The 19,044-nt window shown below is 59.7% G+C and carries 18 protein-coding genes, 1 pseudogene and 1 riboswitch; of the genes and pseudogenes, 9 read left to right on the top strand and 10 right to left on the bottom strand.

Translation table 11 applies throughout. From position 1 onward, the window contains the following. Nucleotides 1–3: 3 nt before the first annotated feature. A riboswitch (TPP riboswitch) is annotated at nucleotides 4–120 on the bottom strand. Nucleotides 121–301: 181 nt separating this feature from the next. Beyond that, nucleotides 302–898 carry a phospholipid N-methyltransferase PmtA gene (gene pmtA, locus NKH17_RS18715; RefSeq protein ID WP_352536261.1) on the bottom strand — a complete coding sequence of 199 codons (597 nt, stop codon included), beginning with the start codon at nucleotides 896–898 and terminating at the stop codon, nucleotides 302–304. A 159-nt stretch (nucleotides 899–1,057) separates the two neighbouring features. Between pmtA and NKH17_RS18710 the strand changes: the two genes are divergently transcribed. Continuing rightward, a complete protein-coding gene (locus tag NKH17_RS18710; RefSeq protein ID WP_352971784.1) occupies nucleotides 1,058–1,597 on the top strand; it encodes a DUF309 domain-containing protein in 540 nt (179 codons plus the stop codon). A gap of 212 nt (nucleotides 1,598–1,809) precedes the next feature. Here the strand turns inward: NKH17_RS18710 and NKH17_RS18705 are convergent, their stop codons facing one another. Beyond that, nucleotides 1,810–3,465 (bottom strand): MFS transporter, encoded by a 1,656-nt coding sequence (locus NKH17_RS18705; protein ID WP_352971781.1) that lies wholly within the window; start codon nucleotides 3,463–3,465, stop codon nucleotides 1,810–1,812. 333 nt (nucleotides 3,466–3,798) lie between these two features. Here NKH17_RS18705 and NKH17_RS18700 point away from each other — a divergent pair, with 333 nt between their 5' ends. Then, nucleotides 3,799–4,065: a hypothetical protein gene (locus NKH17_RS18700; protein ID WP_352971778.1), complete on the top strand. Its 267-nt coding sequence runs from the start codon at nucleotides 3,799–3,801 to the stop codon at nucleotides 4,063–4,065. 466 nt (nucleotides 4,066–4,531) lie between these two features. Here NKH17_RS18700 and NKH17_RS18695 read toward each other — a convergent pair whose 3' ends face one another. Then, on the bottom strand, nucleotides 4,532–5,539 hold the full coding sequence (locus NKH17_RS18695; RefSeq protein ID WP_352971775.1) for a phosphotransferase enzyme family protein: 1,008 nt from the start codon (nucleotides 5,537–5,539) through the stop codon (nucleotides 4,532–4,534). 160 nt (nucleotides 5,540–5,699) lie between these two features. Here NKH17_RS18695 and NKH17_RS33430 point away from each other — a divergent pair. From NKH17_RS33430 to NKH17_RS18675, 5 genes and pseudogenes are all read left to right on the top strand, one after another. Beyond that, nucleotides 5,700–5,925, top strand: a pseudogene (locus tag NKH17_RS33430) (aldehyde dehydrogenase family protein); the annotation flags it as partial. Nucleotides 5,926–6,063: 138 nt separating this feature from the next. Then, nucleotides 6,064–6,369, top strand: a complete 306-nt coding sequence (locus tag NKH17_RS18690; protein WP_352971772.1) for a DUF2604 domain-containing protein — start codon at nucleotides 6,064–6,066, stop codon at nucleotides 6,367–6,369. Continuing rightward, nucleotides 6,366–6,986 (top strand): putative metal-binding protein, encoded by a 621-nt coding sequence (locus NKH17_RS18685; protein ID WP_352688818.1) that lies wholly within the window; start codon nucleotides 6,366–6,368, stop codon nucleotides 6,984–6,986. The genes NKH17_RS18690 and NKH17_RS18685 overlap by 4 nt, the downstream gene beginning before the upstream one ends. 44 nt (nucleotides 6,987–7,030) lie before the next feature. Continuing rightward, entirely contained in the window at nucleotides 7,031–7,471 is a 441-nt protein-coding gene (locus tag NKH17_RS18680) for a Mov34/MPN/PAD-1 family protein (RefSeq protein WP_352971768.1), read from the top strand. Nucleotides 7,472–7,475: 4 nt separating this feature from the next. Beyond that, nucleotides 7,476–9,062 (top strand): E2 ligase fold family C protein, encoded by a 1,587-nt coding sequence (locus NKH17_RS18675; protein ID WP_352971765.1) that lies wholly within the window; start codon nucleotides 7,476–7,478, stop codon nucleotides 9,060–9,062. A 280-nt stretch (nucleotides 9,063–9,342) separates the two neighbouring features. Here NKH17_RS18675 and NKH17_RS18670 read toward each other — a convergent pair whose 3' ends face one another. The 6 genes from NKH17_RS18670 to NKH17_RS18645 all read right to left on the bottom strand — a co-directional run bounded on the left by NKH17_RS18670 (nucleotide 9,343) and on the right by NKH17_RS18645 (nucleotide 15,748). Further along, a complete protein-coding gene (locus tag NKH17_RS18670) occupies nucleotides 9,343–10,800 on the bottom strand; it encodes an NAD-dependent succinate-semialdehyde dehydrogenase (RefSeq protein WP_502910606.1) in 1,458 nt (485 codons plus the stop codon). Nucleotides 10,801–11,070: 270 nt separating this feature from the next. After that, nucleotides 11,071–11,271: a hypothetical protein gene (locus NKH17_RS18665; protein WP_352971760.1), complete on the bottom strand. Its 201-nt coding sequence runs from the start codon at nucleotides 11,269–11,271 to the stop codon at nucleotides 11,071–11,073. A 52-nt stretch (nucleotides 11,272–11,323) separates the two neighbouring features. Beyond that, a complete protein-coding gene (nadC, locus tag NKH17_RS18660) occupies nucleotides 11,324–12,205 on the bottom strand; it encodes a carboxylating nicotinate-nucleotide diphosphorylase (RefSeq protein WP_352971758.1) in 882 nt (293 codons plus the stop codon). Continuing rightward, nucleotides 12,205–13,746, bottom strand: a complete 1,542-nt coding sequence (locus NKH17_RS18655) for an L-aspartate oxidase (RefSeq protein WP_352971756.1) — start codon at nucleotides 13,744–13,746, stop codon at nucleotides 12,205–12,207. Before NKH17_RS18655 ends, nadC begins: the two co-directional genes overlap by 1 nt. Beyond that, nucleotides 13,743–14,717, bottom strand: coding sequence for a quinolinate synthase NadA (gene nadA / locus NKH17_RS18650; protein ID WP_352971753.1), 975 nt, complete (start codon nucleotides 14,715–14,717; stop codon nucleotides 13,743–13,745). Before nadA ends, NKH17_RS18655 begins: the two co-directional genes overlap by 4 nt. A gap of 65 nt (nucleotides 14,718–14,782) precedes the next feature. Beyond that, nucleotides 14,783–15,748: an NUDIX hydrolase gene (locus tag NKH17_RS18645; protein ID WP_352972025.1), complete on the bottom strand. Its 966-nt coding sequence runs from the start codon at nucleotides 15,746–15,748 to the stop codon at nucleotides 14,783–14,785. Between the two features lie 338 nt (nucleotides 15,749–16,086). Between NKH17_RS18645 and panB the strand changes: the two genes are divergently transcribed. Both panB and panC read left to right on the top strand, forming a co-directional pair. Further along, nucleotides 16,087–16,911 carry a 3-methyl-2-oxobutanoate hydroxymethyltransferase gene (gene panB / locus NKH17_RS18640; protein WP_352971751.1) on the top strand — a complete coding sequence of 275 codons (825 nt, stop codon included), beginning with the start codon at nucleotides 16,087–16,089 and terminating at the stop codon, nucleotides 16,909–16,911. Between the two features lie 16 nt (nucleotides 16,912–16,927). After that, the gene (gene panC, locus NKH17_RS18635) at nucleotides 16,928–17,821 is read left to right on the top strand and encodes a pantoate--beta-alanine ligase (protein WP_352971748.1); all 894 of its coding nucleotides are present in this window, start codon (nucleotides 16,928–16,930) and stop codon (nucleotides 17,819–17,821) included. Between the two features lie 285 nt (nucleotides 17,822–18,106). On the opposite strand, the gene NKH17_RS18630 is transcribed toward panC, so the two are convergent. Then, nucleotides 18,107–18,994, bottom strand: a complete 888-nt coding sequence (locus NKH17_RS18630; protein ID WP_352972022.1) for a LysR family transcriptional regulator — start codon at nucleotides 18,992–18,994, stop codon at nucleotides 18,107–18,109. Between the last annotated feature and the right edge of the window lie 50 nt (nucleotides 18,995–19,044).

Below are 19,044 nucleotides of genomic sequence, written 5' to 3'. Positions count from 1 at the left end.
TCCCGCAAAGCGCTTGCACCGTCCCTACGCCAGTATGAACTGGATCAGGTTCAACGGGTCACTGCGCCGCGAAAGCCAGCAGTATCTCAGCCCCTTGCCGGGACTCCCCTGGTGAATGCCTCAGGTTGAACGGGCCGGCGCGGCTTTGTCAAGCGCATTTGGCCCGCCCACTGTCAAATCAACCAGGACCGCGTCGTCTTCTTGGCAATCTGGCATCTGCCCCTGCTCTGTTCCACATCCTGTTTGGGTGCAAGGCCACCACTCAGCGGAACCCTCAGAGAAGGAAACCGTCCAGATTTGGCTAGACTGCTCGACGATAAGTCCAGAGCTGTGCCGGCGGTATGTTGCGGACGACGAAGTCATAGTGGGAAACCACGTAACGGTCTGGCATCTTGATCACCGGCGACAGAGGTCCGTATGTGATCTGAATCACGGGCCGGCCGGCAGGAATACGGGCAAGCAGATCCTCAACCAGCGCGACACGCTGTTGCATTGGAAAGCTCAACAGCGGGACTGCACTTATAACACAATCGAACTGTTCACCTTTGCGCTCACCCAGCGCTTCGTCCAGCGCAAATGCGTCGCCCAATCTGAAGTCCACATTCGGGAAGCGTTGCACCAGGCCGTCGTAGAAAATCCTGGAATATTCGACTGAAACCAGCTGGCGCGGCTTGATTCCCCTGGCGAGGATCGCCTTTGTGATGACACCGGTTCCCGCGCCAAGCTCCAGAATCGGCAATCCTGACCGTGGGTTCACCACGCTTGCCATCCGGCGTGCCGCATAAACCGAAGTGGGAATAAGGGCTCCCACGCCCTTCTTGTCCTTCTGCCAGCCTTTGAAGAATTGGACTTCTTCCTCAAACCTTTTGCCGAGCCGCTCCTTCAGTCGCAAAATCATATCTTCTCCCTGCGTCAGCCGCTTACCCAACGTCATGAATTTGGCAAAGCGCGTTTTGGCCAATCTCGCCACCCTTTACAAGCCCGTTAAGACTGCTTGCCTGTCACGACGCGGTCAGCATGAATTGCCCATTAACGCACTTTCATGTTTGCTGGGCCTATGTTTCGCCCTCGCCTGCTGCCCGAAAAAAGTTTCCCGAGCTATGCGTATCTGCCCGGCAAATATCCGCATCCGGTGCGTGATCCCTTGGGCCACAGTTACCGATCAGATCCGGTGACCGTCGCCGTTGGCGAAGCGCTTGGCTCAGATGTGTTTCGATGGGGAATCGACCTTTTCAATCACGGCTACTACTGGGAAGCCCATGAAGCCTGGGAGCCTCTCTGGCAGGCTGCGAAACAAAGCGCTCAGCACCGCCTGTTCTTCAAGGGACTGATCCTGTTGGCGGCGGCCGGCGTGAAGATCCGTGAGGGAAAGCGGGTCGCTGCGGCGCGCCATGCGACAAGAGCTGCAGGGCTTTTTCGTCAGGTGGTGAGAGTGCCGGGCGGCCTGTTTGAGAAAGCACTGGGAATGACACCTGCCGCGCTCGCTGCACATGCCCAAGCGATCGTAGCTTACCCGGTTGTTCTGCGGGAGCCAAAGCCTGCCCAGCCTGAACCTGTCTTTGATTTCATACTCGCACCAGTATCCGAGAGCGTTTGATCGGCAATTCAGTGGTTCAAGTGTCCAGCTAGCTTTGTAGCAGGAAATGGGCTGTGAAAACCGCTCACCACCCGCATGCGTCACAAACAATAAGAGTGCAGTAATGTTTTATGGGCAACTCGCGGCCGCTTCGATGTCGATGGTCTTGAAGGTCGGGGCTGACCGGTCGCGCTCGTAGCCAATCGATTGATGACAGAGATGCCGGCCAGGCTTCAATGACGGGGATGGCGAAAAGCTGAGTGCTCGGGCTTGCGGGCCGAGCTTGTCGGCCGCTCGATGGAAAGTGTCATTTGAGGTGGGGTCTCGGCCGCGTGCAGCTGAAAGACACGCTCGTCCAGTTCCTTGTCCACTTCCGTCAGACGATGATTGAGGCGAAGGTAGTCCGTCCAGGTCGGCGTGCGAAACGTTTCTGTCCAATGCATAGGCTTCTGCAGGTTCCGCTGGAGCGTCCAGTTCCGAGCACCGACGCGGCTGTGTACGTGGCGCCGCTGCCGCATGAGGTCGAGGAAGGCCTCGAGATTTCTCTCGGCTATCAGATATTCGATCTTGACCACGATCGGGCCGCTCCTCGGTTTCAAATTGAGAGAGACAGCTGGGGCATCGAATTCCTCTAAGGGATCGGGCTCGGAGTCGCGGCGCTCTCGAAGCGGAAAGAGAACGCCGGCTGCAGCGACGATCAACAGGGCTCCAGCGGAACCCTCTAGCGCCCAGGTCAGCGAATGGTTTTCGGCCACCGTGCCCCACACCCAGCTGCCGAGCGCGATGCCGCCGTCTATCAAAGCATAGTAGATCGAGATGGTGCGCCCCACGACCCAGCGCGGGCTCGCCAGCTGCACGCTTACACCAACCCCGGACCAGGCGGTCACCCAGCCCGCGCCGCCCAAGGCGAGTGCAATTGCCGCCACGGCAATCGAAGATGTCAGTGCCAGGGAGAGAGAACACGCCGCACAGGCGACGCATGAAAGCCTCATCAGTCGCTCCTGCGACAAGCTCCGTCTGAACAGGCTGTTGGAGAGGCCGGCCAAGACGGCACCGGTTCCGAAGCCGGCCATGAGCGCGCCATAGGCAAGCGGGCCTCCTCCCAGCTGGTCGCGGACAACCACCGGCAGCAGCGCGAGTATGGCAATGCTCGCCAGGCCAAAGAGGGTTCCGCGCGCGATCGCTGCCTTGATTTCCGATGACATCGCCGTGAAGCGCAGCCCGTCATAGATCGCCGTCCTCATCGACTCGCGGGGAAGAGGGGACGAGCGAACCTTCCACTTGCAGCGCCAAATAGTAGCCAAGGGTACGAAATAGGTGAGCGTGGTCACCGCGAATGCCGCCATAAGGCCAAATGAGGCAACCACAATGCCGCCGAGCGCCGGACCCACAGTCCGGACGGTGTTGAAGCCAACAGAAAGCAGGGTGACGGCAGCGGGAACATCGCGTCGATCCACGATATCGCCGACCGACGCTTGCCAGGCCGGATCATTGAGAGCACCGCCGCTTGCGATCAAGAAGCTGAAGCCGAGGATCATCCATGGACTGACAAAGCCCAGCGCCACGGACGCGGTCAGCATCGCGGACGCAATCACCATAAGGCACCGACCGGCGAACATCACCCGGCGCCGGCTGAAATTGTCGGCGAGAGCTCCGGCAAAAACGGACAGGACGAAAGCGGGCAGGTTCGATGATGCCTGCACCAACGCAACCATCAGATCGGAAGTCGAGATCGTTGCCATCAGCCAGCTGATGGCAACAGTCTGCATCAACCAGCCGAGGCTTGAAACCTGCGTGGCGAGCCAGATCGAGCGAAAGGTGGGCTGCAGAAGTGGCCCAAAGGTCGTTGGTGCAGCCAAATCTTCGTTTGATCCAGCCACCCTACTCATTTTGCGATCCTTTGCTTTCCGTTATTGTCGCTTCCCATGTAATCTAGGCTGAACCGTGGCGGCTGGAAGAATAGATGGACCCATTTGTCTCCGACGGTGTGGCCACAGTTCCTCCTGACCGGTGGTCTGGCGGCCGAGACGCAGAAATGGGCCGGCTCACTCGCCTTCGACGACATGTTGGTGAGCCGGAATTCTCATGTCATTTGAGACATCATGCTCGTTCGACGCGCTGCCGAGCGATTTTTTTCGCGAAAAGCGACCCTTTTCTTTTGTTGAAAACTCACTCATCAGCGGCGTTCGATGCTGAGTGTGGCTTTCGAAAAGTGAGGACGCTTGGAGATCTTTGACAGGATCGATTCCCTGATAGACGCAGACGATTGCCAGGCCGCGATCGAAGAGGCGCGCGCCTTGCTACTTCGATTTGAACAAAGGTCGGATGCGCTCACGCATGCGATCGACGACTTTCTGCTCGACTTGGTAACGCTGGCTTTCATTGTTGAATGTTACGGACGCGGCTTTGAACTTTTGGCGCGAACGCTGGCCCGTAGAAGACTGGCAAAGGTCAGGCTTTTGTCGGAAGGGGTTGATTCCGCCAGATAGAAATGACGCCCAAAGCTTGTTGCTAACCGGCGATCGCGCCGCGTTGCAATTAACGACGTGGCGACCGCCAAAAAAAAGGGCCATCGGAAACCGAGGCCCTTTAGGTGTGAAGGTCAAAACCTTCAGAGGGGAACAGCTGATACGATGGAATGGGAGGAAACCATCGCGTGCATCAGCTGTAGGCTTAATGGCTAAAAGTTGTGCAATGCGCAAACCCACTTTGTGCAATGCAGCTATGCAAGAACGCAGGGCTCAAACTTCAAGATGACGTTTGGAGATGTTCTAGCTGATCGCAGGGTGCTGACGGGCGAGATGCTGACGCTCGTGCAGATCCAGCAGGAGGACAACGACAATCGCCCAATCGGAGGGCGAGCACGGGCTTCCGGCCCATACCGGCGCCCTTGCGTTCTTACATGACCACTAGGCAATCCAGTCGCGCCAAGCGTCCACACGACCGCAGCTCTAATTAGCCATTATGCGATCCAAATTCCACGTCGCGATAGTTTTCAGGAGGGTGCTGCGACAGCGCGAATACATCCATCGCCGTTTGAAACGTTTCAGCCCACAAGTCATCGGTCAACGCACAATAGCGCGCGAGAAACAGCAGCGAGCGGGTTTCAGCAAGGCCGATGAAAAGCGGCAGCACCTCTAGCTCAATCTTCGACAACGGGCGGACCCTTTCATATCCGGATATCAGTGAAGCGACCATGTCACCGAAATGTGGACTTTCGGCGCGCGTTAAGTGCCATGCCGCCGTGCCGAGATCGAGAACAAGAGGGCCGTGTCCAAAATCGTCAAAATCGAAAAAGTGGACCTTTCCCTGGTGAACGCGAGTGTTGCCTGTCCAGGCATCGCCGTGACACAGGCCGGCTGGAAGGGAGTGCGACTCAGATCGCCGCATGCATGCCAGGTAGTCGTGCTCAATCACTCCCGAGACTTCGCGGCTCTCAAGCATGGGAGAAAGTGCCAGCAACGTGTCTTGGACTATCGCTATCGGCTCAAGGCTTCGCATGTCTCCGCAAATGGCAGTCGGCATGGCCAGGTGCAGTTGCGCGATGGACGCTCCGAACTGCGCCATACCAGCCGGTGTAAGCTCGATCGGATCCCCATCGACACTTTCGAAAAGGCAAGCGTGACGAAGGCCACCACCACATGCCAATTCAAGGATATGAGTGGACCGATCGGCCGTGGCTACAGGTCGGCTGACACCCACATCCGCGCAGTCAGGAAACTGCGTCAGCAGGGTTACCTCCGCAATGATCTGCGAAAGGGGCCTTCCGGATGCGCGGTAGAGCCGCAAATAGAAATGCTTCTTCCCCGCACGTGCCCGATAGGTCCGATTAACGCCGTCAACGACCAGTTCAATGGCGTCAAAACCGAGCGAGTATTTGGAAGAGAGCCAATCCTTGTCGATATCAATCATGGGCGTCAAATACACGTTCGATCCGGATGTGACAAAATCCGAAGCCGTCATCCGGCTCGGCGCTCCAATATAACGCCGCTCACGCCCAATAATGTGATAATCCGGGAAAGCGCGATGAGAACGCATGGAAGCCGCGTCAGACGTTCCGAGAACAGCACGACGCCGTCATAGCACTGCGAAGGACAGTTTGGAAAGTCGCAGGTCGAGATGAAAAGGCGGCAAAATCGTTGCCGGCGGAAAGCGCCATGCGCTTGGCGGTTCGTTCTTGCAGCCGATGGTGATCGCCAACGCGGCGCCAAGATGCGCTCCCCTGAGGAAGAGGTCTTCGGCCGATCGCACCGGAGTTCAAGTTCGAAGCCGAGGAAGAGGCCTCGCTCGTGAACGACACCGAATTCGGCCTTGCCCGTTGTTTCTACACCGGCGATCTCGGCCGCGCCCGGCCGTCTCCGCCGGCCTTAAGGCTGTGAAACCGTTGTTCTGGGGTTAGAAGGGCAAAGACTGCGGTTTACTTGGGATTCGATTCGGCTAATTTGAGGTTGTGCTTAGTTGATTCGGTGGATTGAGGGACGTAAACAATGGCGAAGTCTCCGAAGACTGCCCCTGAGACTGCCGGTCAACAGACCGGCTCAAACAACAAAATAAACTTGACCATCATTGTGAATGGCGAGCCGGTTTCTGTCGAAGCCAACGTTAACGCGCCCCTTCATACGATCATCGCCAAGGCACTTACGGATTCAGGCAACGTAGGACAGCCCCCTGAAAATTGGGAACTCAAGGATGAGGGCGGCGCGGTTCTTGACGCGAGCAAGAAGATCGAGGAGATCGGTATGGCTGCCGGCCAAAAGCTCTTCCTCAGCCTCAAGGCTGGTGCAGCGGGTTGACTGAGAATCAGATCGTCGATGAGGCGGTCTCTCGACGCAAGTTTGAGCGCGAGATCGCACGATACCGGCAGCTAGAAGACACTTACCGTCGGCGGGGTTGGTTCCTTCTGGAGGCTACCTTCCCCAGTGTATTGGTGCTGTTTGCTGCGGTGAAGGTCACGCCTCGGCCGCTGGTGTGCGCAGTGCGCCTGGACTTCACGAACTACGACCTGATGCCTCCGTCGGTGAAATTCGTTGATCCGTCCACCGGGAGCGCGCTGCCAATGAAAAGCCTTGGCTTTCAGATGATGCGTCTCGATGGCCTTGACGATGCATCGCCCGAGACCATAGCCAGTCTGGCGCAACAACAGCGGCTACCCGTTCAACCGCTGCTTCAGGCTCACGGCCCCGACGAGATTCCTTTCCTGTGTCTGCCCGGGGTCAAGGAATATCACGATCACCCAGCCCATACAGGTGACTCATGGCTGTTGCATCGTCGCTCTGGCGAAGGCTCCTTGCATTTTATTTTGGAACAAATCTGGGCGAGCGGCATCAACCCCATTCAGACGATCAATTATCAGATTCAGCAGATGAGCTTCGCGGGCTTTCAAATCAACCTAGCAGCCCTGCCAAGGTAAGTGGTCTCGCTGCTGTCGAGCGCTTCATCGTCCCGCGTGCAGCGGTGAACGATGTGCATGCGCATCTGGCAGTCGTAGGCCGTTCTGGATATGAGGGGCTGGGCCTTTGGGTAGGGACGGTCGCAGCCAAAATCGCGACCGTGGAGCGGGCGCTTATTCCTCAACAACGCCTTATTCGGAATGCGTCGGGTGTCGGCGTCTACGTCGATGGGGCCGAGTTGCATCGCATCAACGTGTGGCTCTTCGATAACGGCCTGCGCATACTCGCACAGATTCACAGCCACCCCACTGACGCGTACCATTCCGATACTGACGACGAGAACGCGTTAGCGACAGCGGTTGGCTCGCTTTCCCTGGTCGTGCCGGACTTTGCCAGAGGCCCGGTAAATCTCTCGCAGACCGCCGTTTATCGGCTCGACAGAGCGGGCGACTGGGTAGCAGTACCGCAGCCTCTGGTGAATCATCTGATCGATATCGTGGATTGAGATCATGGCAGTAGCGAAGTATTTCGGTCGAGCCGCAACCGCAGCGTCGCAAGTCCTCCAAGGTTTTGACGCTAAGGACTTCGAGGGGCTGCTCAATGGCCTTGTAATTGGAATTGGGTTCGATCAGCAGGCCTGCTCGACCGAGGGCAGAGCGTCGCTCGATCTCCTGATCAGATTGGTGTCGCGGCTCTATCCCACCATCTGTCTCTTGCCCGCGGGAGAGGAAGCGAGAAAGCTAGCCAAGAGCCTGGCCTCGCTGGCACGGTCAATCAACGAACGCATCACGATCGCCCGCCGCGGGTCATCGCCTCTTTCGCATTGTCTAGTCGTCGGTTCGACAATCCCGGAGGCGTCCTGCCCCAAGTTGTTCCTGGGCTCTGACGGCTGGATTGTAAAGTTCTCCGCGGAACGGCCTGTCGGTTCCGGCAACAGCCACAACACGTTCGGGGCGGGTGCTGCCGCATGTATTGCTGCATCGAACCTGTTTCGACAGATATTCAATAAACAGGTCAGCGGTGCGACCGTCGATCAGGCCGTCATGTTCTCCTTGTTCGACTATGCTCCCGGCTCGCGCTCCAATCCGCCACTTGCCGACGTCATCTTGCTGGACAATTTGTTTCTTCTTGGCCTAGGGGCAATTGGGAACGGCGCAATCTGGGCGCTTTCCCGCGTTCCCCGCTTACAGGGGTATTTGCAGGTGGTTGACGCAGAGCTGGTTGACCAAGGTAATCTTCAGCGTTACGTGCTCGCGCTTGAGCGGGATATTGGCCAGAGCAAGGTGAAGCTTGCCCGGCGATACCTGAATGCTCGACCCGACCTTGCCGTTGAGGGGCACAGCAGGAGATGGCAGACGTTGCCAGCACTGCGCTCCATGCAGCATGTGGCGATCGCACTCGATACGACGGCTGATCGAATTGCATTACAAGGCACGCTGCCTCGCTGGACGATCAACTCGTGGACGCAGCGCGGAGATCTTGGGGTGTCGCATCACGGCTTTGAGGGGGAGATGGCATGCCTTGCATGCCTCTACCTGCCGAACGGAGCCGTCCCTGACGATGACCAGCTTATTGCCGAAGCGCTCGGTCTTGAGGATCGGAAAATGGATATTGTGCGGCCTATGCTTCACAACGGTGCCCCCGTTAGCATGGACTTGATGCGACAGATCGCCTGCCGGCTGACGATTCCCGTTGAGCCGCTCCTTCCCTTCGTTGGCCAGCCTTTGCGAAGCCTTTACCAGGGCGCCATCTGTGGCGGGATCGTGTTCGACCTTACGGCTGGGAGCAAACCCGTACGTGTCGAGGTTCCGTTGGCCTTCCAGTCGGCAATGGCGGGCATTATGCTGGCCGGGGAAATCGTCAAGCAGGCCACAGGCAATGCGCCCGATTGGACCACTGCCAAACTCAATCTGTTGCGCAAGATGCCCAGTGACGTGATCACGGAGCGTCGTAAGAAGGATCGGCTGGGGCGCTGCATTTGTCAGGATGCGGACTACCTGGACGTGTACCGAGCGAAGTACGAGGCACAGACGGAGATGGCTTCGCCGAAAGGTGGTCCGTTTGGAAGCGGAGGTCGACGACGCCCCCGTTTGTGACGTTGCCCAGCGATGGACATAGATCACGCCCGCTACTTGCCAGCGGCAACATTCGCTTTAGTGCAAATCTTGCCGCTTCGCGCACCTAATGGCTGTCGAATGTCCAATGCGGCTATAGTCTGCTCAATGTGGAGCTGACACTTGGGTCGAACTCGAACCCCAGTAGCCCGTCGTTTCATGTCATGTTTTGTGCTCGAGGTCGTGTAAAGGCAGCCCGGAGACCTCGATCGCGGAACGGGTCTTACGCATTCAACTACACCCTGCGCAGGTCCACGCCACCTCAGATGCCACCCATGCAGAGGTACTTCATTTCAAGATAGTCTTCGAGGCCGTGGCGGGAACCTTCCCGCCCGATGCCGGACTGTTTTATCCCACCGAAGGGCGCGGCTTCTGAGGACATTCGTCCCGTGTTGATCCCAACCATGCCGTATTCCAGGGCCTCGGCCACACGCCAGACCCGCTTCAGGTTCGAAGCATAGAAATACGCGGCAAGGCCGTAGATCGTGTCGTTGGCCTCACGCACGACCTGATCAGCATCCTCAAAGCGAATGATCGGCGCCAAGGGTCCAAAAGTCTCTTCTTGCGCCACGATCATTTCCCTTGAGACGTTGCTGAGGATCGTGGGCTGGAAAAAGTTGCCATCGCTGCCGATCCGGCCGCCGCCACATCGGATCGCGCCACCTTTGGCCAAGGCATCAGCGATGTGAAGTTCGATCTTGGCCAGTGCATGCCCGTCGATCAGCGGACCGATGGCGACACCTGGATCGAAGCCGTCGCCGACCTGAAGCTCACGGACACGCTCCACGAATTTGGCGACGAATTCGTCATGAACGCCCGACTGGACGTAAAGCCGGTTGGCGGAAACGCAGGTCTGGCCGGCATTGCGGAACTTGGCCTGGATCGCGCCGTCGACGGCAGCATCGACGTCGGCATCATCAAAGACGATGAAAGGCGCATTGCCACCCAACTCTAGACCGACTTTCTTGATCTGGTCCGAGCACTGGCGCATGAGCAACCGGCCGACTTCGGTGGAGCCCGTGAAACTGATCTTGCGGACCTTGGCGTTGGAGCAGAGTTCGCGGCCGACCGTATCGCCTTCGGAGGCGTAGATGAGGTTGACGACGCCTTCGGGAAAGCCGGCAAGATGGGCCAGAGCAAACATTGCACCTGCCACCAGGGGCGTCTGTTCAGCAGGTTTGAGCACGATCGTGCAGCCGGCGGCGAGAGCCGGCGAGATCTTGCGCGCAACCATTGAGGCGGGGAAGTTCCAGGGCGTGATCGTTCCAACGACGCCGATCGGCTGTTTGATCACCAGCATGCGACGGTCTGCAGAGGGCGGCGAGATCGTCTCACCATAGATGCGGTTGGCCTCTTCGGCGTACCATTGCAGATATGCGGCCGCATGCGCCACCTCGGACTTCGCTTCGGCTAGCGGCTTGCCCATCTCCGCAGTGAGGATCGCTGCAAGATCGTCGGTGTGGTCGACGATCAGTTGGTGCCAATGCCAGAGGATGTCGCTGCGCTCGCGCGCGGTCAGTGCGGCCCATTCAGGTTGCGCCACATGAGCTTTGTCGATTGTGGCGCGCGTCTCCTCGACACCCATGTCGGGCAATTCCGCCAGCACCTCGCCGGTCGAAGGGTTTGATACCTCGAAGGTCCTCTCACCTGCTGGCATGCCAAGAGCCGGCACCCGGTCAATGGCTCCGAACAGCTCGCGCGATTTCAGGTGGCGAAGCATTGGTTCGTACAGGGGCAAACCCGTATCCTCCTCGATGCGGTTAACGCGACGTATTTTGGAAATCCGCGCGCCTCAGCTATCGCATAGGGCCTCGGTGAAGGGCCACTAGGCCCACTCGGTTCCACTCTGGGCATCGACCCATATCGTTTGAGCTCGCGCAGACGAAGTCACCCTGCCGCGCGGTCAAATACTCCAACTGATCGTTGCGGCCAACCGCTCAAGGTTGGATTGTGTGAGCTGAAGCTGCACAGGGCTAATCGCAGCGCGGCGCTATCCCTGATCTACGATCTTGATTTGACGATAAGAGCGTTCCTTGCGCACCATCTCGTACGATTCGATGTAGGCCATCCCAAGAAGGTATCCCAGCAAGTGCAGTTTGTGAGAGGCTGCCACCAGATGCAGTTCTTTGAGATTGGCATTGATGAAGGCAAGTGCCTCGCCACGGTTGGTAACCAGTCCCTTCTTTTTCATAGCACGAACCCTGCTGCCACAATTGACCCCACCTTGATTGAGCGCGATTTTATCAGTTCAGATGCTTTCCGACGCAGGCTTCGACCGGCATATCCATGCCGATGTCGAGGATCGGCGCGCTATGCGTAAGCCAGCCAACAGAAATGAGGTCGACCCCCGTTGCCGCTATGGCTGGTGCCGTTGCCGGCGTTATGCGCCCCGAGGCCTCGGTGGTCGCGCGGCCGTCGACCATTGCGACCGCCCGGGTGAGTTGCTTGACCGACATATTGTCCAGCAGGATGGCGTCGACCCCGGCGCTTAGCGCGATTTCCAATTGGTCCAGGGTGTCGACCTCAACTTCGACCTTGACCATATGTCCGACGGCAGCGCGCGCGCGCTCGATGGCCGTGCGGATGTCGCCAGCAATGGCGATGTGATTGTCCTTGATGAGCACCGCATCATCGAGCCCGAAGCGATGGTTGGCGCCGCCGCCGGCACGCACGGCGTATTTTTCCAGCGCGCGCAGGCCGGGCGTTGTCTTTCGCGTGCACACGATCCTTGCTTTTTGTCCACGCACCGCCTCGACGATCTCGGCCGTTGCCGTCGCAATGCCGCTGAGATGGCAGAGAAAATTGAGCGCTGTACGCTCGGCCGCAAGCATGCCACGCGCCGGTCCACTCACCGTAGCAATGGTCTCACCCGCCGCGACCCTGCTGCCGTCCAGACGTCCAAAATTTATGTCGATCGACGGATCAACAAGCATGAAAGCGTAGGCTACCAGATCAAGACCGGCAACAACGCCAGACTGCCTGGCTCTGAACGCAAAAGTGGCCTTGCAGTCAAAAGGCACAATCGCGTCGCTCGTAAGATCGCCGGCTTTGCCGAGATCCTCCAGAAGAGCGCTACGCACGATCGGTTCGATTACGATACCGGGAAGAGGTGGAGGTGACGTCATCAGGCACTCCTTTCCGCGGGCCGCAGACTAAGTTCGGCCGCAACCGTCATTGCTGAGGCGAGGGTCAAGCGTGAAGACCGGGCCTGCGCCCTGCGTGTGGGGAAGTCCGACCTGTAATGCGAGCCGCGGCTTTCCTCGCGTCGAAGCGCTGCAATAGCGATCATCAGCGCGATCAAAGCAGGATCGGAAGCGGCAGTGTTGCGTACCGCCATCGGCAGCAGCGTTTCCACGGTGTCGGATAGTGCTTGCCCGTCCCGGATAACACCGAGCCCATTGGAGACTGCGTGGCGAACTGAGGAGGGGTCCGGTCGCGGGGGTGCCGTGGCGACAAGCCTTGGCCACTGCCAGCCCGCAGGAGCGGCAGCTACGCTTTGCGCGACCCACAACGAGGTCGTCACGGCCTCGGTCAGCGAGTTGCTGGCAAGCCGGTTGGCGCCGTGCAGACCGGTGCCGGCAACCTCACCGCAAGCCCACAAACCCGGCACCGTGCTGCGGCCCGCGGCATCCACGGCCACGCCGCCCATGTGATAATGTGCCGCCGGGCGAACCGGAATCGGCTCAACGGCAGGATCGATTCCGGCGTCGCGGCAAAGCCGGGCAACAGCCGGGAAGCGCTTGGCGAATCGGGGGCCAAGGGACTGCCGGGCGTCAAGGTAAACACGATGTCCGGTGGCAAGCTGGTGCCACACAGCCCGGGCCACAACATCGCGCGATGCGAGTTCGCCGCCAGGCGTGTCGCACAAAAAGCGGTGCCCACGTTCATTGATCAGCACTGCGCCTTCGCCGCGGACCGCTTCGCTCACCAACGGCATGGGCCACTGCGAAACGTCGAGCGCTGTCGGGTGGAACTGGATGAATTCGAGATCGGCGAGCTCCGCGCCGGCGCAGGCGGCGAGCGCCAGGCCATGTCCGAATGAGCCAGGCGGGTTTGTCGTGTCTCTGAACAGGGCGCCGATACCGCCGCTCGCAAGAACCACGCGGCGGGTCGGAAAGACAATCGCCTGTCCACCTTTTGCCGCCAGCACGCCGCTGACGGCACCATTTTCCACAATGAGCCGGCGGGCTTCCATGCCTTCCAGAATTGTGATCGAGGGCATTCGCCTCACAGCAATGATGAGCGCGCGTACAAGCTCGCGGCCCGTAGAGTCACCCCCGGCATGGACGATCCGGCGACGGGAATGCGCTGCCTCGAGCCCGAGCCGCAGTGTCCCGTCCCACGAGCAGTCGAAGGCGACGCCCAAGTCCATCAAATTCTCGATGGCTCGGTCTGCCGCATTCAAAACGCGTCTGACCACACTTTCGTCGCAGAGGCCATCACCTGCAGCAAGCGTGTCTGCAAGATGGAGGTCTGGACTGTCGTCAGCGCCGAGGCTTGCCGCCAGCCCGCCTTGCGCGAGTGTGCTGGAGGCTTCGGTCCCGAGCCGCGTCGGGGACAAAAGGTAAACGGGATGCGGCGCCAGATGAAGCGCGGTCATCAGCCCGGCAACGCCAGCTCCGATGATCACGGGCGCTCCCCTGATGTCGCCGACCTCTGGCGTCATACGGCAAGCATCCGCTCGACCGCACGCCTGGCCCGATCAACCACTCGAGCATCGATGGTCACGATGTGGCGGGTTTCTTGCAGCGCCGTGCGAATGTTGGCGAGCGTGATACGCTTCATGTGCGGACAGAGATTGCAGGGGCGCACGAACTCGACGTCGGGGTGCTCGATGGCGACGTTGTCGCTCATCGAGCATTCGGTCATCAACACGACGCGCGCAGGCTTGTGCCGTCCGACATAGTCCGACATCGCCGCGGTCGAGCCGGCGAAATCCGCAACCGCGACAACTTCCGGCGGGCATTCGGGATGGGCAAGCACGGTAACGCCAGGATAGGCATCGCGCAGCTCGCGAATGTCGGCTGGCGTGAAGCGCTCATGCACTTCGCAATGACCGTTCCAGGCGATGATCTCGACCGAAGTCTGTGCCGCGATATTCCTGGCCAGGTATTCGTCGGGCAGCATGATCACCCGCTGCACGCCAAGCGACTCCACCACAGCCAACGCGTTGCCGGAGGTGCAGCAGATGTCCGACTCGGCCTTCACGGCAGCGGACGTGTTGACGTAGGTCACGACCGGCACACCAGGGTAGCGTTGCCGCATCAGCCGCACGTCGTCCGCCGTGATCGAGTCCGCCAGCGAGCAGCCGGCGCCGAGATCCGGAATGAGCACCGTCTTGTCCGGATTGAGGAGCTTCGCCGTCTCAGCCATGAAATGCACGCCGGCGAGCACGATGATGTCCGCATCGACGGTCATTGCCTTGCGGGCCAGCGCCAGGCTGTCGCCGACGATATCGGCGACGCAGTGGAAAATCTCGGGGGTTTGATAGTTGTGGGCCAGGATGACGGCGTTGCGCTCGCGCTTTAGCGCCAGAATGGCGTCGATGTCGTCGCTGAAAGCCGCCCATTCCACTGGGGGGATGATGCGCTGGACGCGCTGATACAGGGACGCGGCCGAAGGTATCGTCCCGCTCACCGGCGCCTCCCGTTTATAATCCATTCGACTATAAGGGATATATATCTAGGTTGACTATAAGAGTGTCAACCCCGGGCCAGAGGCAATTTTGTCCCCGCCACGGCTGTTTCGTCCAGCACGGCATGGCGGAACTGATAGAGCTTGGCCGGGCGGCCGCCCGTATCCAGGGACGTCTCGCCAGTCTCCTCGACCAGTTCTTGCTGCTCGATGAGCCGGCGAAAGTTGGGCTTGTTGATCAGCCGGCCGGCCAGGGCTTCCACCGTCCGTTGCAGCTGCAGCAGCGTAAACACCGGCGGCATCAGCTCGAAGACGACTGGCCGGTATTTGATCTTCGAGCGCAAGCGCGCAAGGGCCGTCGCCAGGATGCGGCGATGGTCGGCAACCATCGTTGTCCCGGCTGTTGAGTCGGATGCGATCGACCGTTCGTCGCGGGTGGCCTCTGCCACCAGACCCGCCTCGTAAAGCAGCTCATAGCGCTGGAGCGCCAACTCTTCATTCCAGGGCCGGTCCTCGAACGCGAAAGCAATGGCAGCCCGCCGCCGTCGTTCACGGGCAATCGCAGCCTCCTCAACTGCAGCCGCCCAGGCAAGCAAACGCGGCTTCAGAACATCCGCAATCAGTTTCGGTGTTCCGAGGCGGTGGTCCTCCCAAGGAAAATAATCGTACCAGCTCCGCCAGGCGCAGGCGGATGCGCCGGTGGCATGTTCTTTCCGGGTCAAAGCGAGATAGCTGATGGAAATGACGCGCTGCTGGCGCCCGTCGGCGCGGTCGCGATCAGCGAACGTATAGAGCTGCTCGATATAGCCGAGGGGATGACCAGTCTGCTGCTCGACCCACGCCCTTAGACCTGACTGCAGCGATCGATGCTCCAGCACGAACGGCCCCGAGGGTAGGCAATCCGCCTCCCCGATGGTGAGGACCGCTGGTTCACCGTCATTGACGGACACGACAACGGCAATCAGCTCCGCTTCGACGTGCTTGGCCTTTGCGGCGGCCCTACCGTTGCGTGTTGCTTTTGGGCGGTCGTCCATGGTTGCCTGGGTTGGGCAGAGTTCCGTGAGATGCTTCTCAATCGATTTAACTAGGGTGTAGCAGCCCCTTTGGCCTGTCAACACCACACTCTCCGTAAAGGCCTAGACCTTCGGTCTACACAAAGAGTGTCGCAAACGCGAAGCCGCTCGGCAGTGACGCAAGGGAAGTGGACTGGGCGCGAGATTAAGAGCCCGCTTTCGCACTCGTGCTCATTCGAAGCGGCGTCGCAGCTCGCGGAATAAATAGTCAGCAAATTATTGTGCACTGCAATTTCTTCTTCGCATCTGCACAAATTTGTGGCAGATGGCTTCGGGTTGACGTCACGTGAGGGAAGTCGGTGAGCGCAACGCGAGCAATCAGGGCCTTGACCCCACCGGACATTGCGACACGCAAGGGTGGGACGCCGCTGGTCTGTCTGACTGCCTATACAACGCCCATTGCACAACTGGTCGATCCTCACTGCGATGTCGTGCTTGTCGGTGACAGCGTCGGCATGGTGCTTCACGGGTTGCCTTCGACGCTCAGCGTCACGCTCGAAATGATGATCCTGCACGGCCAGGCGGTGCGGCGGGGCCTCGAACGGGCGCTGATGGTCGTCGACATGCCGTTCGGCTCCTATGAGGAAAGTCCTGAACAGGCTTTTCGCAATGCTGCCCGCCTGATCGCTCAGACAGGCTGCGCGGCGGTCAAGCTCGAAGGCGGCGAAAGCATGGCCGCGACGATACGCTTCCTTGCTGCGCGTGGCGTGCCGGTGATGGCTCATGTCGGCCTGACGCCGCAGGCGGTGAATGCACTCGGCGGCTACCGCGTCCAGGGGCGGGGCGACGATGCCGATCGTATCCAGCGTGATGCGGTCGCGGTGGCCGAAGCAGGCGCCTTCGCGGTCGTGCTGGAGAAGACACCTGAAGCCCTGGCGCGGCGGATCACTCAGGAGATCGCGATCCCGACCATCGGCATTGGCGCCTCGCCGGCCTGCGACGGCCAGATCCTCGTCGTTGACGACATGCTGGGCCTGTTCGGCGCCTTTCGTCCAAAATTCGTCAAGCGATACGCCGAGCTGGGCGAGTCGGCTTCCGCAGCCATCTCGGCCTACTCGCACGACGTTCGTGAGCGCCGCTTTCCAGCGGCAGAACACGTGTTCGGCGACGAGCCGAAGACCTGAAAAGAGGAGATCCAAGGTGGGCATTCCCATTCTTCGGACAGTTGCTGAACTGCGCAGCATCGTGGCCGTGTGGCGCCGGGATGGTTTGAAAGTGGCGGTCGTACCGACCATGGGCGCTCTCCACGAGGGTCACCTCAGCCTTGTGCGTGCCGCGCTCGCAAAGGCCGATCGGGTGATCGTCACGCTCTTTGTCAACCCCAAGCAGTTCAACAGCCCGGCGGATCTGATCGCCTATCCGCGCACCGAGTATGACGATGCCGTCAAACTGGCGCCGCTCGGCGCCCACATCCTCTACGCCCCGGACGCCGCGGATGTGTATCCGCAAGGCTTTGCCACGACGGTCTCGGTGAGCGCGGTGAGCGAAGGGCTTTGCGGCGCGTTCCGGCCCGGTCATTTCGACGGGGTGGCGACCGTCGTCACCAAGCTTTTTCTACAGACCGGTGCCGATATGGCATTCTTCGGCGAAAAGGATTTCCAGCAACTGCACGTGGTGCGGCGGCTTGTTCGCGATCTCGACATCCCGATCGACATCATCGCGAGCCCGACGGTTCGCGAAGACGATGGCCTGGCGATGTCGTCGCGCAACGCACGGCTGTCGGCGGCCGAACGGAGCGCAGCACCCCGCCTGGCCGAAATCCTGTTTGAGACAGCCCGACGGCTGGACCGCGACCACTGCATCGATCGCGTGCTCGTTGAAGCACGACAGGCCATCCTTGCTGCGGGATTTTCGCAGGTCGAGTATCTTGACCTGCGCGCGGACGAGGACGTAGCCATCATCGCCGCCCCGAACCGACCGGCGCGACTGCTCGTCGCCGCCTGGCTTGGCCAGACGCGGCTCATCGACAATGTCGAGGTCTGGTCGCCACGAGGCAGGGTCGAAGGTTTCGTGGAGGCCGCGGCCGCCGCGTAAGGTATCCTTTTTTGCTCGAGGCACAATAGGAGCGCCTGCAAGCTGGTCACGAACAGAATACCCTGGCAGCCACCGGCGGAACGATCTTACGCACCACGTGGGGTCTGACTAGCTGCGCCCTTGAAGTAGGCTCCCACCACCAGAGCGTCTCGCTGCAAAACAGGCCGCACCGTTGACTTGTTGGTGTAATCCAGAAAGCCGACTACATGCGGCAATCAGTGACCGCCACGGGGGGCTTCCCTGATCCGAATTGCCCGTGAGTTTTTTTGGGATCGGCCAAGTCGATCAGGGTGTCCCAGCGGCGAACCGTGAAAAATCGAAGGTATTCACATAATCGCGAAATGCCACTTGCGCCTTGGAATGGTTCTTCAGGTGCGGGAAAATGAGCATCATTTCATAGGGTGGGATTTCCCAGTCCGGCAGTACCTCTACAAGCCGGCCGACGGCCAGGGAAGGTTGGCACACATAAGCGGGCAGGAGTGCAACCCCTTCTCCGGCGATGCAGGATTGCAATAGGAATCCCATTGAATCCGAGGTCGCGGCAGGCGGTGGCCGTAGAACGAGCGGTGTGTCGTCCGACGAGAATACCCATTCGGGTTGCGCATCATGCACCAGACAGCGCCGCCGGAGCAGATCGGTCGGTTCCCGAAGAGGAATGCCACTTGCCAGAAATGCTGGCGCGGCCACAAGCACCCGTTTTATGGAGGAGATACGCCGAATGATTATGTCCTGACCTGTGGTTGTGCCAACGCGAAAGGCGAAATCAACCCGCTCGCGGATGATGTTGAGATGCCGGTTTGTGGCGATCAACTCGATGGCGATGCCGGGAAACTGGGTAGTAAATCCGTGTAGAAAGCTCGGCATGAAATACGTCGCTGTCACCTCCGGGCAGGTGATCTTCAGCTTCCCGACAGGCTGTTCCCTCAGATTGGTCATCGCCATATTCGCGGCCGAAACCTGTGCACGAACGCGGCGACAGTATTCGAGATAGACTTGACCGCTGCCGGTGAGGCTTACGTGCCGGGTGGAACGATTGAGGAGCCGCAGTCCCAAACGTGCCTCCAGTTGGGCGATACGCTGGCTGACCGTAGACTTAGGCATCCCAATCCGCTCCCCGGCGCGCGTAAAGCTGCCCGTTTCAGCGACTTCGGCCAGAAGTATCATGTCGTCCACGCTATCCAAGCGACGCATCCCTGTTGGTGTTCTTGGCGATTGTACAATGA

The organism is Mesorhizobium sp. M1334 (assembly GCF_040317995.1).
Lineage (GTDB): Bacteria > Pseudomonadota > Alphaproteobacteria > Rhizobiales > Rhizobiaceae > Mesorhizobium.
Note: the sequence above shows the minus strand (reverse complement) of the source record. Positions and strands in the feature narration are given on the sequence as shown.

Bases quoted from the DNA above. Each gene is read 5' to 3' on its own strand.
- NKH17_RS18705 (WP_352971781.1), bottom strand. From the start codon at position 3,465: ATGAGTAGGGTGGCTGGATCAAACGAAGATTTGGCTGCACCAACGACC.
- NKH17_RS18670 (WP_502910606.1), bottom strand. From the start codon at position 10,800: ATGCTTCGCCACCTGAAATCGCGCGAGCTGTTCGGAGCCATTGACCGG.
- nadC (WP_352971758.1), bottom strand. From the start codon at position 12,205: ATGACGTCACCTCCACCTCTTCCCGGTATCGTAATCGAACCGATCGTG.
- NKH17_RS18655 (WP_352971756.1), bottom strand. From the start codon at position 13,746: ATGACGCCAGAGGTCGGCGACATCAGGGGAGCGCCCGTGATCATCGGA.
- NKH17_RS18710 (WP_352971784.1), top strand. From the start codon at position 1,058: ATGTTTCGCCCTCGCCTGCTGCCCGAAAAAAGTTTCCCGAGCTATGCG.
- NKH17_RS18675 (WP_352971765.1), top strand. From the start codon at position 7,476: ATGGCAGTAGCGAAGTATTTCGGTCGAGCCGCAACCGCAGCGTCGCAA.
- pmtA (WP_352536261.1), bottom strand. From the start codon at position 898: ATGATTTTGCGACTGAAGGAGCGGCTCGGCAAAAGGTTTGAGGAAGAA.
- NKH17_RS18690 (WP_352971772.1), top strand. From the start codon at position 6,064: ATGGCGAAGTCTCCGAAGACTGCCCCTGAGACTGCCGGTCAACAGACC.
- NKH17_RS18695 (WP_352971775.1), bottom strand. From the start codon at position 5,539: ATGACGGCTTCGGATTTTGTCACATCCGGATCGAACGTGTATTTGACG.
- NKH17_RS18645 (WP_352972025.1), bottom strand. From the start codon at position 15,748: ATGGACGACCGCCCAAAAGCAACACGCAACGGTAGGGCCGCCGCAAAG.
- NKH17_RS18665 (WP_352971760.1), bottom strand. From the start codon at position 11,271: ATGAAAAAGAAGGGACTGGTTACCAACCGTGGCGAGGCACTTGCCTTC.